Raw genomic sequence first — 14,475 nt, forward strand, 5'->3', positions numbered from 1 at the left:
CGCCGGGGGTGCGGTTGCGCGCTGCGACCGCCGATGACCTGGAGCACGTCGTCTCGCTGAAGGAGCGGGTTCTCCGGGCGGATCTGGAGCGGCTGGTCGGCTGGGATCCGGAGAAGTCGAGAGCGCGTGTCGTCGAGCACTTCTCGCCGGAGCACACCCGGATGATCCTGCTGGAGGACGCCGTGGTGGGAACCATCACGCTGCGTCCGGACCGGGAGGCGGTCTGGCTGGAGATGTTCTACCTCGACGCGGCGCTCCACGGTCGCGGCATCGGGACGTCGATCCTGGCTACTCTGCTGGCGGCCGCGACCACCCCGCTGCGTCTGCAGGTGCTCGTCGGTTCACCGGCTCAGCGGCTGTACGCCCGCCACGGCTTCGTCGTGGAGGAGGACGACGGCATCGACGTCTGGATGCGCCGCCCGGCCCCCTGAGCCCGCGTCGTGCGCGGTCAGGGGCCTGCCGGACGCGCTCAGCCGATCGCGGTGCCGACGGAGCCGATCACGGAGTCGAGGGGCTGGCCCGAGGCGTCGCGCTTGGCGCCTGATGCCGGAAGCTGCCGCGCCGCGCCGTCCGACCCGATCGCACGGGGCTCCACGCCGACCCAGGCCAGCCGCAGCCGGTCCTCGCCCTTCAGGAACGCGTGCGCGCGCACACCGCCGGTGGCGCGGCCCTTGCCGGGGAACTCTGCGAAGTCCGACACCTTGGCGCGCCCAGCATCCGCTCCCGCCAGCATCCCCTCGGAGCCGGAGACCGTGACGACCACGGCCTCCTCCGGGGACGCGACGACGGTGAACGAGATGACCTCGGCACCCGAGCCGAGCTTCACGCCCGCCATGCCGCCTGCGGGCGCGCCCTGCGGCCGCACGTTCGACGCCGGGAAGTGCAGCAGCTGGGCATCCGAGCTGACGAAGACGAGCTCCGTCTCGTCCGATGCCGGCGCGGCGCCGATGACGACGTCCTTCGGCTTCAGACCGATGATCTCGATCTCCGGACGCACCGCCAGCGCGGACGGGACGATGCGCTTGACGACGCCGTCCTTGGTGCCGAGCGCCAGCGGCGTGTCGTCGTCGAAGCGGATCAGAGCGAGCACCCGCTCGCTCCGATCTGCGAGCCCCAGATAGTCGTGGATCCGCACGCCGGCGCCGAGTCCGACCGAGCTGGCGGGCACAGCCGGGATGTCGATGGGCGTGAACCGCACGACCCGGCCCGCACTCGTGACGGCGCCGATCTCACTGCGCGTGGTCGTCTCCAGGCGCGCCTGGATGGCATCGTGCTTGCTGCGGCGGGCGGGCGTCGCGATGGCCGCCCCCGGCTCCAGATCCACGCGCACGGCGCGTCCCGTCGTCGACAGCAGCAGCGTGGTCGGCGCGTCGGCGAGCTGCAGCTCTGCAGCGGACTTCGTCGTGCGCGCCTTCGGCGGTGCCGCGTTCAGCAGCAGGGTGCGCCGGTGCGTGCCGAACTGCTCGGCCACGGCATCCAGCTCGGTCGCCACCTGCGCGCGCACGAGGGCGGGATCGGCGAGCAGCTTCTCCAGCTCGGCGATCTCGGCGAGCAGCTTGTCGCGCTCGGTCTCCAGCTCGAGGCGGGAGAACTTCGTCAGACGACGCAGCCGCAGTTCGAGGATGTACTCGGCCTGCACCTCGTCGAGCTCGAACACCTGCTGAAGGCGGGTCCGCGCGGTCTCGGAGTCGTCCGAGGAGCGGATGACCTGGATCACCTCGTCGATGTCGAGGATCGCGAGCAAGAGCCCGCGCACCAGGTGCAGACGCTCGTTGCGGCGGGCGAGCCGGTAGCGGCTGCGCCGCTCGATGACCTCGATGCGGTGCTGCAGGTAGACCCGCAGCAGCTCCTTGAGACCCAGCGTGCGGGGCTGCCCGTCGACGAGCGCGACGTTGTTGATCGAGAACGAGTCCTCGAGCGGCGTGAACCGGAACAGCTGGTCGAGCACCGCCGCCGGGTCGAACCCGGTCTTGACCGTCACGACCAGGCGCAGGCCGTTCTTGCGGTCGGTGAGGTCCTGCACGTCGCTGATGCCCTGCAGCTTCTTGGCGTTGACGGCGTCCTTGAGCTTCTCGATGACGCGCTCGGGACCCACCTGGTAAGGCAGCTCGGTGACGACGATGCCGGTGCGGCGCGGGCCGAGGGGCTCGATCGAGGTCTTGGCGCGCAGCTTGAACGCGCCGCGGCCGGTCTCGTAGGCCTCCCTGACGCCGTCCAGGCCCATCAGGATGCCCCCGGACGGGAAGTCCGGGCCCGGCACGAACTCCATCAGCTCCGCCGTCGTCGCATCCGGGTTCTCGAGAAGGTGCGTGGCGGCGGCGATCACCTCGATGAGGTTGTGCGGGGCCATGTTCGTGGCCATGCCCACCGCGATGCCGCTGGCGCCGTTGACGAGCAGGTTGGGGAAGGCCGCCGACAGCACCGCGGGCTGCTGGAACTGGCCGTCGTAGTTCGGGACGAAGTCGACGACGTCCTCGTCGAGGTTCTCGGTCAGGGCCAGAGCGGATGCCGCGAGCCGGGCCTCCGTGTAGCGCGACGCGGCCGGGCCGTCGTCCAGGGAGCCGAAGTTGCCGTGCCCGTCGACCAGCGGCACGCGCAGCGCGAAGTCCTGCGCGAGGCGCACCAGGGCGTCGTAGATGGCAGAATCGCCGTGCGGGTGCAGCTTTCCCATCACCTCGCCGACGACGCGGGCGCTCTTGACATGGCCGCGGTCGGGCCGCAGGCCCATCTCGGCCATCTGGTACAGGATGCGGCGCTGCACGGGCTTGAGGCCGTCGCGGGCGTCCGGCAGGGCGCGCGAGTAGATGACCGAGTACGCGTACTCGAGGAACGAGCCCTGCATCTCCTGGGAGAGGTCGATGTCCTGGATGCGCTCCTGGACGGGCTCGGATGACGAGGGCTTTGGCATGGACTTCCTGCTGGACGCTCGGGTGCGCACGGGTGGCGGGGCACGAGTGCGGGGCGGGCGGGCCGCCTGTGGAAGACTGGCCCGGATGCCTCTCATGCTACCGTCCAGCCTCGAATCGACGCGGAGCATCGCCGGGGTGGCGCCCCAGCTGCTCGCCGCTCTGCGCGACGCTCCGGGGGAGCTGCCGCATGTGCGATCAGCCGTGCTCGTCGTCGTGGACGGCCTCGGCGCCCTGCCTCTGCGCGCGCATGCCGGGCACGCCCGCACCCTGGTGTCGGCGATGGCGAAGAAGGACGTCGCAGGCTCGGTGTTCCCGACGACGACGGCCGCCGCACTGACCAGCCTGCTCACCGGGTCCGCACCGGGAGTGCACGGGATGGTCGGCTACCGCGTGCGCCATCCGGAGCGCGACGTGCTCGTCAACCAGCTCACGGAATGGGACGGCGTGGACCCGACCGCCTGGCAGCCGCGGGCGACCGTGTTCGAGCAGGCGGCGGCCGCCGGGCATCCGACCTTCGCCGTGGGCATCGCCGCGCACGCAGGCACCGGACTGACTCATGCGATCCTGCGCGGTGCGGAGTTCCGCAGCGCCGGGTCGCCGGCCGACCGCGTGGAGCTGGCATGGGAGCTCGCTGACGCGCACGACGGCGCCCTGGTGTACTGCTATCTTCCGGAGGCGGACAAGGCCGGGCACAAGCACGGCGTCGACTCCGCCGAATGGGTCGCCGCCCTCGAGGACATCGACGCGGCGCTGTCGCGACGCGTGCCGGACGGAGTGGGAGTGCTTGTCACGGCCGACCACGGCATGGTGGACGTGCCCGCGCACCGGCAGCTGATCCTGGACGCCGCGGGGGGCTGGCACGACGGCATCCGGCACATCGGCGGGGAGCCGCGGATGCTGCACGTGTACACCGAGCCGGATGCCGACCAGCCGGGCATCCTGAGCCGCTGGCGTCGCGACCTGGACGGATTCGCCGATGTGGTCAGCCGGGTGGAGGCGATCGACGCCGGGCTCTTCGGCGGGGTGGTGACGGATGCCGCGCGCGAGCGCATCGGCGACCTGCTCGTGATCGCGCGCTCGAATCACGCCCTCTACGACGGCGAGGCGGCGGATCAGCGCGGTCGGGGAATGGTGGGCCAGCACGGCGGACTCACCATGGAGGAGTGGCGCGTCCCGCTCATCCGGATGGGCGCCTTCTCGCGCTGATCACCGTGGGGCCCGGAGTCCGATCCGTGCATCACTCCTCGGTGCGGGCCCCGAAGACGATCTCGTCCCAGCTCGGCATCGCGTTGCGGCGCTTGCGCCGGCCGGAGGGCTGCTCGGCCGGCTCGGGCTCCGGAGCCGGTTCCGGCTCGGCGGGCGCCTCGTCCTCGATGGCGTCGAACAGGGCGATGGGCGCGGGCTCATCGTGCTCGTCCTCGCCGAACAGGGGAGCGGATTCGCGCTGCCCGCGGCGGCGTCGCAGCGCCTCCAGCAGGTCCGCGGTCTCGGCGTTGGGGTGGCTCTCCTCCGGCGCGCGGCGGGCGGCGGCCGCCTGCACGGCGGCGCTGGAGTGCTCAGCGGCGGGTGCGTCCGCGGCCTCGTCCTCCGGGCGGGGGAGCAGACGGGGGCCGAACGCACCGGAGTCGAAGCGGCTGTCGTCCTTGTAGGGCGAGACGCGCTCGTGGTCGACCGCGCGAAGGCGCGGGATCAGCCCCTCGGGGAGTGAGCCCTGGCGGGAGAGCTGCGTGGCATCCGGGTTCAGGGGCGAGAGCGTGCTGCGACGCGGGTCGAAGGCCCAGCGTGCGTCGTGCTCGACCTCGTCGGCGGTGAACTCCAGCTTGACGGTCCAGCCGGACTCGTCCTTCCAGCTCGCCCAGCGCTCGTCGGTCGCCTGCAGATCGGCGAGCTTGGCGCGCACCGCGACACCGAAGGTCGGCTGGGCGTCGGGCTCGACCTCGCTGCCGATCAGCACCGGAACGGCGAGGGCCTGACCGACGATGTGCTCGCGCTCGGCGAGCACAGGACCCTCGAAGCGCGCGACGTCCGCCTCGCTGACGCCGAGCAGTGCCGCGACCTCGGACGCTGAGAGCCCGGCGCGGATCTGGGTCTGGATGTCGCGGGGGCTCGCGGCCAGTCGCGCGGCGGCGGGCTCCGTCTCGCGGGTCGCCCGGCGCACCTCGCGGTGCAGCACGTCGTCGATCGGGAGCGCGAAGCGCTGCCCGGACTCCGTGGCGAGGACGAGGACTCCCGCTTCTGTTCCGACGATGGTGACGTTTTCCATACCGATGCCCCTCTGGTGGGTGTGCGTTCATGCTGTCACGATGACCCGCTCAGGTCCGGGAATACTCTGGGCGCGCCGTGAGTTTCCCCGGGCGAACGCGAAGGCATTTGCTAAATCCTCCGCGGTCGTGCAAACTAACGCCCGCTGAACACCCGAATCAGCTCCCCCACAAACCACTCGTACCACTGAAGTGGAGATTCACCACATGGCAACCGACTACGACGCGCCCCGTAAGAGCGAAGACGACTCCGAGTCGATCGAAGCCCTCAAGGAGCGTGTGCCGAGCAACCAGTCCGGCGCCGGCGACGTCGAGGACTCCGACAACCCCTCGGGCTTCGAACTCCCGGGTGCGGACCTGTCCGATGTGGAGCTCGATGTGGTCGTGCTCCCTGCGCAGCAGGATGAGTTCACCTGCATGAGCTGCTTCCTCGTGAAGCACCGCTCGCAGCTCGACCACGAGGGCCCCGAAGGTCCCATCTGCAAGGAATGCGCCGCCTGACGCACCCTGTACGCACGCGCCCCGGCCATTCGGCTCGGGGCGCGTTCTGCTTCTCCGGGCGTGGTCGGCGCTGACGGATCCGGTCGCCCCGGTCGCCCCGTCAGCCCGCTGCGCGCGCCGCGCGGATCGCAGCGCTGAGCCGATCGGGCGTGCGCGAGGAGATGGTCCAGGAGCGCATCGGGTCGTCCGGATCCGTCAGCGGCACCACGACGAGGCCGTCGATGCCTCCCCGGATGAGATGCCATCCGTCGCGCGCGATGTCGCGTGTGCGCCGGTCGCGGGCATCCTGCCCGGTGAAGTGCTCGGGCTCGCCCAGCCAGCGCGCGTCGATGTGCGCGCGTCCGGCGTGCAGAACCGTCCCGCGCACGCTGATGACCGGCGCCAGCAGGATGCTGAGGATGACGAGCACCAGCGAGACGGCCGCCCCGATCGCGATCGCGATGCTGGAGGCGACCGGTGCGAACACCAGCGACACCATGGGGCCGACGAGTGCGATCGTGACGAGCATCCACAGGCTCGGCGACAGCCGTTCGCGATAGCTCTCCCGCGTTTCCTGCGTGGTGTTCTGCATTAGCCTCATGGGGTGACTCATTCCGTTGCCGTCCCCATTATCGCCGCGCACACCCCGTTCTACGCGAATCCGGGTGATGCCGGGGCAGACCTCGTCTCCACCGAGGCGGTGCGCCTGGAACCGGGTGAGCGCGCCCTGATCGGCACGGGCGTGCGGATCGCGCTGCCCGGGGGCTACGCGGCCTTCGTGGTTCCGCGCAGCGGACTCGCGGCCAAGCACGGCATCACCGTGGTCAACTCGCCCGGCACGGTCGATGCGGGATACCGCGGCGAGATCAAGGTGAGCCTGCTGAACACCGACAGCAAGGACGCGTACGATGTGGCGGTCGGTGATCGCATCGCGCAGCTGATCGTGATGCCCGTGATCCAGGCGCACTTCGAACCCGTCGACGAGCTGCCCGAGAGCGTCCGCGGCGAAGGCGGCTTCGGGTCCACCGGCTATACCCAGGGAAAGAGCGAATGACTGAAGAGATCGAGCCCACGCTGAAGTCGGCACCGGAGGACCGGGCCACTGCGGGACCGTTCGACGACGCGGAGGCGAACCCCGTCCGCCCCTACATCGACCTCGGCGGCATCAAGGTGCTGCCCCGCGAGGGTCTGAACCTGCGGCTGGAGGTGGAGGAGCAGACCAAGCGCATCGTGGCGGTCGGCCTGGACTACGCGAACTCCTCGCTGCAGGTGCAGCCGTTCGCCGCGCCGCGCACGCGCGGCCTGTGGGATGAGACCCGCGTGCAGCTGCGCGACCAGATCCGCACCCAGGGCGGTCGCGTCGAGGAGCGCGAGGGCCCGCTGGGCAAGGAGCTGCTGGCCGAGGTGCCCGCGACCGCCGCAGAGGGCTCCGAGATGCGCCTGGCGCGCTTCATCGGCGTCGACGGCCCGCGCTGGTTCCTGCGCGGCGTCATCGGCGGCGAGGCGGCCTCCGACCCGGCCGCGGCCGAGCAGGTCGAGGACCTGTTCCGCTCGATCGTCGTCGTGCGCGGCGGATCCCCGATGCCGCCCCGCGACCTCATCCCGCTGAAGATGCCGTCCACGCCGGGCTCGGCGTGACCGACGCCGACCGCGAGCAGGACGCGCGCGAGAAGGACGCCGCTGCGCACGCTGAGCCGTCCGCGGCCGACCTGATCGGCGCGGCGCTGGGCGGAGCGGCGCGCCGCGCCGGGCTCGGCGCGGACAGCAGCGAGAGCACGCAGAAGGTCGTCTGGACCGCGATGGGCGGCTGGCGCGGCATCCTGGAGTCGGTCCTGCCGAGTCTCGCCTTCGTCGTCCTCTTCACGGTGCGCCCCGAGCCGCTGATCCTCTCCCTGGGCGTGTCGGTGGGACTGGCCGCGGTGTTCACGGTCATCCGCCTGCTGCAGAAGTCGCCGCCGTCCGCCGCGATCGGCGGCCTGGTCGCCGCCGGCGCCGCGGCGGTGCTGGCGCTGTGGACCGGACGCGGAGCGGACAACTTCGTGCCCGGACTGATCACGAACGCGGTCTACGGCACCGCCATGATCGTGGCCGCGCTGGTGGGCTGGTCGCTGATCGGGCTGGCCGTGGGCTTCCTGATGGGGGAGGGCACGGCCTGGCGCCAGGATCGCCGCAAACGGCGGGCGTTCTTCTGGCTCGGCATCGCGTGGGGCGTGCTCTTCTACGCGCGCCTGGGCGTGCAGCTGCCGCTCTATCTCACCGACCAGGTCACCCTCCTGGGAACGCTGAAGCTCATCATGGGGCTGCCGCTGTTCGCCCCGCTCGTCGCCGTGACCTGGCTCGTCGTCAGGGCCCTGTATCGGCGCGGCGAGTGACGCAGGCACCGTTCACCTCTGCTAGATTTATCTCGACATCAAGATAAATCTCGGGCTTTTGCCGAGCGATTCCGCGGAGCACACTGGTAAGGCGAACCTTGCTAGCCGCGGCATCCGGAGGCGAGCAAGATGGAGTCGCCTGTCGCTCCCATCCGAACAGAAGGAGACGGATCCGTGTCCACGGTGAACAGCTTCGGTGCCAAGAGCACCCTGACGGTCGGCAGCACCGACTACGAGATCTTCCGCATCGACACGGTCGCCGGTCACGAGAAGCTCCCCTTCAGCCTGAAGGTGCTTCTGGAGAACCAGCTGCGCACCGAGGACGGCAAGAACGTCACGAAGGCGCAGATCGAGGCGCTGGGCTCGTGGGATGCCACGGCCGAGCCCAGCACCGAGATCCAGTTCACGCCCGCCCGCGTCCTCATGCAGGACTTCACCGGCGTGCCCTGCATCGTCGACCTCGCCACCATGCGCGAGGCCGTCACCGCCCTCGGCGGCGACCCGAGCCGCATCAACCCGCTCTCGCCCGCCGAGATGGTCATCGACCACTCCGTGATCGCCGACCTCTTCGGCGCGGAGAACGCGCTGCAGCGCAACGTCGAGATCGAGTACGAGCGCAACGGCGAGCGCTACCAGTTCCTGCGCTGGGGCCAGACCGCCTTCGACGACTTCAAGGTCGTCCCGCCGGGAACCGGCATCGTGCACCAGGTGAACATCGAGCACCTGGCCAAGGTCGTCTACGACCGCACCGTCGACGGCGTGCTGCGCGCCTACCCCGACACGCTCGTCGGCACCGACTCGCACACCACCATGGTCAACGGCCTGGGCGTGCTGGGCTGGGGCGTCGGCGGCATCGAGGCCGAGGCGGCCATGCTGGGCCAGCCGGTCTCCATGCTCATCCCGCGCGTCGTCGGCTTCAAGCTCACCGGCGAGATCCCCGCCGGCGTCACCGCGACCGACGTCGTGCTGACGATCACCGACATGCTGCGCCAGCACGGCGTGGTCGGCAAGTTCGTCGAGTTCTACGGCGCCGGCGTGGCATCCGTGCCGCTCGCCAACCGCGCCACCATCGGAAACATGTCGCCGGAGTTCGGCTCCACCGCGGCGATCTTCCCGGTGGACGACGTCACCCTCGACTACCTGCGCCTCACCGGCCGCAGCGACGAGGCGATCGCGCTGGTCGAGTCGTACGCCAAGATCCAGGGCCTGTGGCACGACGCCGCCAACGAGCCGGTGTACAGCGAGTACATGGAGCTCGACCTCGGCACCGTGGTCCCCTCGATCGCCGGTCCGAAGCGCCCGCAGGACCGCATCCTGCTCTCCGAGGCGAAGACGCAGTTCGAGAAGGACATCCTCAACTACGCCACGCCGTCCACCTCGGACGAGCTGGCCGACCTCGAGTCGAAGCACTCCTTCCCGGCATCCGACCCCGGTCAGGTCCCCGGTGAGGAGGAGGTGCACACCCGTCCGGTGCACATCAGCAGCGGTGCGCCCGCCGCATCGTCCAAGCCGGTTCCCGTGACCACGCCCGCCGGCGACCAGTACATCCTGGACAACGGCGCGGTGACGCTCGCAGCGATCACCTCGTGCACCAACACCTCCAACCCCTCGGTCATGGTCGCGGCCGGTCTGGTCGCCCGGAAGGCGCTGCAGAAGGGCCTGAAGCAGAAGCCGTGGGTCAAGACCACGCTGGCTCCCGGCTCCAAGGTCGTCACCGACTACTACGAGAAGTCGGGCCTGAACGAGGACCTCGAGGGCCTGGGCTTCTACACGGTCGGCTACGGCTGCACGGTCTGCATCGGCAACTCCGGTCCGCTGATCGACGAGGTCTCGGCCGCCGTCAACGAGCACGACCTCGCGGTCACCGCCGTGCTCTCCGGCAACCGCAACTTCGAGGGTCGCATCAGCCCGGACGTGAAGATGAACTACCTGGCCTCGCCGCCGCTGGTCATCGCCTACGCCCTCGCCGGCTCGATGCACTTCGACTTCGAGAACGACGCGCTGGGTCAGGACACCGAAGGCAACGACGTGTTCCTGCGGGACATCTGGCCCACCTCCGAAGAGGTGCAGGAGATCATCGACGCATCGATCTCGCGTGAGCAGTTCATCAAGCAGTACGCAACCGTCTTCGACGGCGACGAGCGCTGGACGGGCCTGCCCACGCCGACCGGTCCGATCTTCGAATGGGACGAGGACTCGACCTACGTGCGCAAGGCGCCGTACTTCGACGGCATGACCATGGAGCTCACCCCGGTGACCGACATCACCGGCGCTCGCGTGATGGCGGCCCTGGGCGACTCGGTCACCACCGACCACATCTCGCCGGCCGGCGCAATCAAGCCGGGCACCCCTGCTGCGCAGTACCTGCAGGAGCACGGTGTGGAGCGCAAGGACTTCAACTCCTTCGGATCGCGTCGAGGCAACCACGAGGTGATGATCCGCGGCACGTTCGCGAACATCCGCCTGAAGAACACGCTGGTCAAGGCCGTCAACGACGGTCAGCAGATCGAGGGCGGCTACACCCGCGACTTCACCCAGCCCGGCGGTCCGCAGGCGTTCATCTACGACGCGTGCATGAACTACCAGGAGCAGGGCGTGCCGCTGGTGGTCTTCGGCGGCAAGGAGTACGGCTCCGGATCCTCGCGCGACTGGGCGGCCAAGGGCACCAACCTCCTGGGCGTCAAGGCGGTCATCGCGGAGAGCTTCGAGCGCATCCACCGCTCCAACCTCATCGGCATGGGCGTCGTCCCGCTGCAGTTCCCGGCGGGCGAGTCCTGGGAGTCGCTGGGCCTGGACGGCACCGAGATCATCTCGATCGAGGGCCTGACCGAGCTCAACGAGGGCACCACGCCGAAGACGGTGAAGGTCACTGCGACCCCGAGCGAGTTCTCGCCCGAGGGCCACGCGCCCGTCACCTTCGACGCGGTCGTGCGCATCGACACACCCGGTGAGGCGGACTACTACCGCAACGGCGGCATCCTGCAGTACGTGCTGCGTTCGCTGGTCTGATCCCACGACGAGAGCGCCCCGCCCGGTTTCGACCGGGCGGGGCGCTTCCGCATGCCCGAGGAGTGCACCGCCGAGGCCGCAGTCATCCGCGCCACGCACCGAACTCCCACCGACTCGGAGATAGACTGGACAGGTTCGCGCGAGCCCTCCGGCCGCGCAGTCGTCGAGTCGCGGAGGAGCGTCCATGCCGATCCTGCCGAGCATCACCGGTCCCCGGGATCTCGACCGGCTCTCACCCGATCAGCTCGCTGAGCTGGCGGCCGAGATCCGCACCTTCCTGGTCGAGAACGTGGCCCGCACCGGCGGTCACCTCGGTCCGAACCTCGGCGTCGTCGAGCTGACGATCGCGCTGCACCGGGTGTTCTCCTCGCCCGAGGACCCGATCATCTTCGACACCGGGCACCAGTCCTACGTGCACAAGCTGCTGACCGGCAGACAGGACTTCTCGCAGCTGCGCTCCCGCGGCGGCCTCGCCGGTTACCCGCAGCGCTCGGAGAGCCCGCACGACGTGGTCGAGTCCTCGCACGCCTCCAGCTCGCTGAGCTGGGCGGACGGCGTCTCCCGCGCCCTCACCGCCACCGGACGGGGAGATCGCCACGTGGTCGCGGTCGTCGGCGACGGCGCGCTCACGGGCGGGATGACCTGGGAGGCGCTGAACAACATCTCCGATGACAACGATCGCAATCTCGTGATCGTCGTCAACGACAACGGACGCTCCTACGCGCCGACGATCGGCGGAATGTCCCGATACCTGAACCGGGTGCGCACCGCCGCCGCCTATCGCGATCTGCACCGCAAGTCCGACCGGGTGTTCCGCGCCTTCGGCCCGTTCGGCCGGGCGCTGTTCCGCGGAGTGCGCGGTGGCACGCACGGCTTCCTGTCGCGCTTCACGAACAACGTCGCACTGTATTCCAATCTGGACATCAAGTACCTCGGCCCGGTCGACGGTCACGACCTCCCCGCCCTCCTGGAGACGCTCCAGCTCGCGAAGGACTTCGGCGCACCCGTGATCGTGCACGTCATCACCGAGAAGGGCCGTGGATACCAGCCGGCGCTCGACGACGAGGCGGACCAGTTCCATTCCGTCGGACGCATCGATCCGAAGACCGGTGGCGCGCTGGGCAAGTCCTCGGGCCGCTCGTGGACCTCGGTGTTCGCCGACGCCCTGGTCGACGTCGGCGGCAGGGACGAGAAGGTCATCGCGATGACCGCCGCCATGCTGCGCCCGACGGGTCTCGCCCCGTTCGCCGAACGCTACCCGCACCGCGTGTACGACGTCGGCATCGCCGAGCAGCACGCCGTCGCCTCGTCGGCCGGCCTCGCGTTCGGGGGCCTGCACCCCGTGGTGGCGATCTACGCGACCTTCATGAACCGCGCCTTCGACCAGGTGCTGATGGATGTCGCCCTGCACAAGGCCGGCGTCACGTTCGTGCTGGATCGGGCCGGTGTCACCGGGCCGGACGGCCCGAGCCATCATGGGATCTGGGATCTGGCGATGCTGCAGCTGGTCCCGGGCATCCGCATCGCGGCCCCTCGGGACGCGGCGCGTCTGCAGGAGGTGCTCGACGAGGCCGTGGCCGTCGACGACGCGCCCACCGTGATCCGCTACCCGAAGGGGTCGGTGCCCGACGACATCCCTGCCGTCGAACGGTTGGCGGACGGGGTCGACGTGCTCTCCCGCGATGAGACCGAGGATGTGCTCCTGGTGGGCATCGGTCCGTTCACCGAGCTCGCCCTGGACGTCGCCGCGCGCCTGCGAGCGCAGGGGATCGGCGCCACGGTGATCGACCCGCGCTGGGCGATCCCCGTGCAGCCGTCGATCCTCGAGCTGGCTGCAAGGCACCGTCTGGTGATCACGCTCGAGGACGGCATCCGCGTGGGCGGCGTCGGCACCCGGGTGCGTCAGGTGCTGCGTGAGGCGGGCATCGACACCGCCGTCGACGAGCTCGGCGTGCCGGACGCGTTCATCGAGCACGCGTCGCGCGAGCAGGTGCTGCAGGATGCCGGCCTGACGGCTGCGAAGATCGCCCAGGACGTCGTCGCACAGGTGCTGGGCAAGCGCGTCCCGATGGCGCGTCAGACCGGCGAGACCGGCGCGATCGAGCTGCCCATCCACGATCGCAGCTGAGCGTCAGAGCTCCAGAGCCTCGTCCTCCACGACAGCGTCACGATCGATGCGGGCCTGGATGCGCCGCGCTGTGCTCCGACCGCTGTCCCACCGGCGCGCGTTGCGCACGGTGACGGCCCAGCCGAGCACCGTGGACGCCGCGGTGAGCGCCGCGGCGATCAGGCAGTAGCCGGCGAACTGCGGCAGGGGGGCCGCGGCATCCGTCCACAGCAGGAAGAGCAGCTGCAGGACGGCGATGGTGATCGCCCCGACCGCCGCGCCGATGGCGGCGTGGGCGGCGACGTGCAGCCAGGGGGAGCGCCGCGTGCGCAGCCGCCACGCGAGCCTGCGGATCACCGGCGCGGTGAGCAGCGCCGCGATTCCGGAGATGGGCGCCGCGATCAGCAGCGAGATGAGCAGCACGGGGCCCAGAAGCCCTACGGAGGAGAAGCCGGAGGGACCACCGCGGAGCGAGCCCATGACATCGGAGACGACCGCGACGGACACTTCCGCCGCTGCCAGCAGCCCCAGGAAGAAGAGCCAGGACGACACCGCCCCCATCACGAACTCGTCACGGGTGAACGCCATCGGCTGATCGGGAGTGCGCGGTGACAGGGTCGAGGCGGGCGCGCCTGTCATGCCCGCACCTCCGCGATCTGGTCGAGCAGGTCGCGTGCGACTCCGCGCACGCCCGGGACCCGCACGAAGGGCAGGGCCACCGCGAGCAGCTTCAGTGCGGTGTCCAGAAGGCGCCGGGTGCGGGCGTGCTCGTCCTCGTCGTAGGTCCAGCGCACGATGAGTCCCAGGAACGCGACGAAGAGGGCATCCGGGAGCCGTTTCGCGATGTCATCCGGCAGACGGTGCTCTGCGCCGTCGACCGCGCGCCGGAAGAGACCGATCGTCATCTCCCGAGCACCGGACGACTCGCGAGACAGCGGGTTGATGGGGGAGTCCGGGGCGATCATGGCGCTGAGGAAGCCCGGCGCCACGCGCTGATAGGGCTCCAGCGTCTGGAGGCCGGTCTCGAAGACGATCCGCAGGCGGTCGACCAGGCCCCCGACGCCCTCCAGCAGGGGGACTGCGACGCGAGCGTGATCCTGCTGCACCTGCTCGTACAGCTCCTGCACCAGATGGGTCTTCGAGGGGAAGTAGTAGTACGCGTTCCCGACCGACACCCCCGCCTCTCTGGCGATCAGCCGGATCGTGGTGTCGGGGTAGCCGCGCTCGATGAAGGAGGCGATGGCGGCTGCCCGGATGCGGGCGCGGGTCTGCTCCGCCTTCGGCGTGAGCTCAGAACTGAACATGTTCAAATAATAGCGCGCGGAGGGGAGCGAAGA

At 70.1% G+C, this 14,475-nt stretch carries 13 protein-coding genes; 8 read left to right on the forward strand and 5 right to left on the reverse strand.

What is annotated here, in order from left to right:
* The first annotated feature begins 8 nt into the window (after nt 1–8).
* Nucleotides 9–431 (forward strand): GNAT family N-acetyltransferase, encoded by a 423-nt coding sequence (locus tag ACTJJ4_RS01885; protein WP_440941778.1) that lies wholly within the window; start codon nt 9–11, stop codon nt 429–431.
* 38 nt (nt 432–469) lie between these two features.
* On the opposite strand, the gene ACTJJ4_RS01890 is transcribed toward ACTJJ4_RS01885, so the two are convergent.
* Nucleotides 470–2,908, reverse strand: coding sequence for a DNA gyrase/topoisomerase IV subunit A (locus tag ACTJJ4_RS01890; protein ID WP_440941779.1), 2,439 nt, complete (start codon nt 2,906–2,908; stop codon nt 470–472).
* A gap of 85 nt (nt 2,909–2,993) precedes the next feature.
* Between ACTJJ4_RS01890 and ACTJJ4_RS01895 the strand changes: the two genes are divergently transcribed.
* On the forward strand, nt 2,994–4,115 hold the full coding sequence (locus ACTJJ4_RS01895; RefSeq protein ID WP_440941780.1) for an alkaline phosphatase family protein: 1,122 nt from the start codon (nt 2,994–2,996) through the stop codon (nt 4,113–4,115).
* A 31-nt stretch (nt 4,116–4,146) separates the two neighbouring features.
* Here ACTJJ4_RS01895 and sepH read toward each other — a convergent pair whose 3' ends face one another.
* Entirely contained in the window at nt 4,147–5,172 is a 1,026-nt protein-coding gene (gene sepH, locus ACTJJ4_RS01900) for a septation protein SepH (protein ID WP_440941781.1), read from the reverse strand.
* A gap of 205 nt (nt 5,173–5,377) precedes the next feature.
* Between sepH and ACTJJ4_RS01905 the strand changes: the two genes are divergently transcribed.
* Nucleotides 5,378–5,671: a DUF4193 domain-containing protein gene (locus tag ACTJJ4_RS01905; protein WP_285631951.1), complete on the forward strand. Its 294-nt coding sequence runs from the start codon at nt 5,378–5,380 to the stop codon at nt 5,669–5,671.
* Between the two features lie 100 nt (nt 5,672–5,771).
* Here the strand turns inward: ACTJJ4_RS01905 and ACTJJ4_RS01910 are convergent, their stop codons facing one another.
* The gene (locus tag ACTJJ4_RS01910) at nt 5,772–6,251 is read right to left on the reverse strand and encodes a DUF3093 family protein (RefSeq protein ID WP_440941782.1); all 480 of its coding nucleotides are present in this window, start codon (nt 6,249–6,251) and stop codon (nt 5,772–5,774) included.
* A 3-nt stretch (nt 6,252–6,254) separates the two neighbouring features.
* On the opposite strand from ACTJJ4_RS01910, the gene dut reads away from it, so the two are divergent.
* The 5 genes from dut (at nt 6,255) to dxs (ending at nt 13,159) form a co-directional block, all read left to right on the forward strand.
* Nucleotides 6,255–6,704, forward strand: coding sequence for a dUTP diphosphatase (gene dut / locus ACTJJ4_RS01915; RefSeq protein WP_440941783.1), 450 nt, complete (start codon nt 6,255–6,257; stop codon nt 6,702–6,704).
* Nucleotides 6,701–7,288: a DUF3710 domain-containing protein gene (locus ACTJJ4_RS01920; protein ID WP_285631959.1), complete on the forward strand. Its 588-nt coding sequence runs from the start codon at nt 6,701–6,703 to the stop codon at nt 7,286–7,288. The genes dut and ACTJJ4_RS01920 overlap by 4 nt, the downstream gene beginning before the upstream one ends.
* On the forward strand, nt 7,285–8,022 hold the full coding sequence (locus ACTJJ4_RS01925) for a DUF3159 domain-containing protein (RefSeq protein WP_440941784.1): 738 nt from the start codon (nt 7,285–7,287) through the stop codon (nt 8,020–8,022). Before ACTJJ4_RS01920 ends, ACTJJ4_RS01925 begins: the two co-directional genes overlap by 4 nt.
* A gap of 129 nt (nt 8,023–8,151) precedes the next feature.
* Nucleotides 8,152–11,031, forward strand: a complete 2,880-nt coding sequence (locus tag ACTJJ4_RS01930) for an aconitate hydratase (RefSeq protein WP_440941785.1) — start codon at nt 8,152–8,154, stop codon at nt 11,029–11,031.
* A gap of 184 nt (nt 11,032–11,215) precedes the next feature.
* Nucleotides 11,216–13,159: a 1-deoxy-D-xylulose-5-phosphate synthase gene (gene dxs, locus ACTJJ4_RS01935; protein ID WP_440941786.1), complete on the forward strand. Its 1,944-nt coding sequence runs from the start codon at nt 11,216–11,218 to the stop codon at nt 13,157–13,159.
* Nucleotides 13,160–13,162: 3 nt separating this feature from the next.
* On the opposite strand, the gene ACTJJ4_RS01940 is transcribed toward dxs, so the two are convergent.
* Both ACTJJ4_RS01940 and ACTJJ4_RS01945 read right to left on the reverse strand, forming a co-directional pair.
* Nucleotides 13,163–13,777, reverse strand: a complete 615-nt coding sequence (locus ACTJJ4_RS01940) for a hypothetical protein (protein ID WP_440941787.1) — start codon at nt 13,775–13,777, stop codon at nt 13,163–13,165.
* On the reverse strand, nt 13,774–14,442 hold the full coding sequence (locus ACTJJ4_RS01945) for a TetR/AcrR family transcriptional regulator (protein ID WP_440941788.1): 669 nt from the start codon (nt 14,440–14,442) through the stop codon (nt 13,774–13,776). Before ACTJJ4_RS01945 ends, ACTJJ4_RS01940 begins: the two co-directional genes overlap by 4 nt.
* Between the last annotated feature and the right edge of the window lie 33 nt (nt 14,443–14,475).

The sequence above is a fragment of the Microbacterium sp. 22195 genome, assembly GCF_052056515.1.
In the GTDB taxonomy this organism is placed as follows: Bacteria; Actinomycetota; Actinomycetes; order Actinomycetales; family Microbacteriaceae; genus Microbacterium.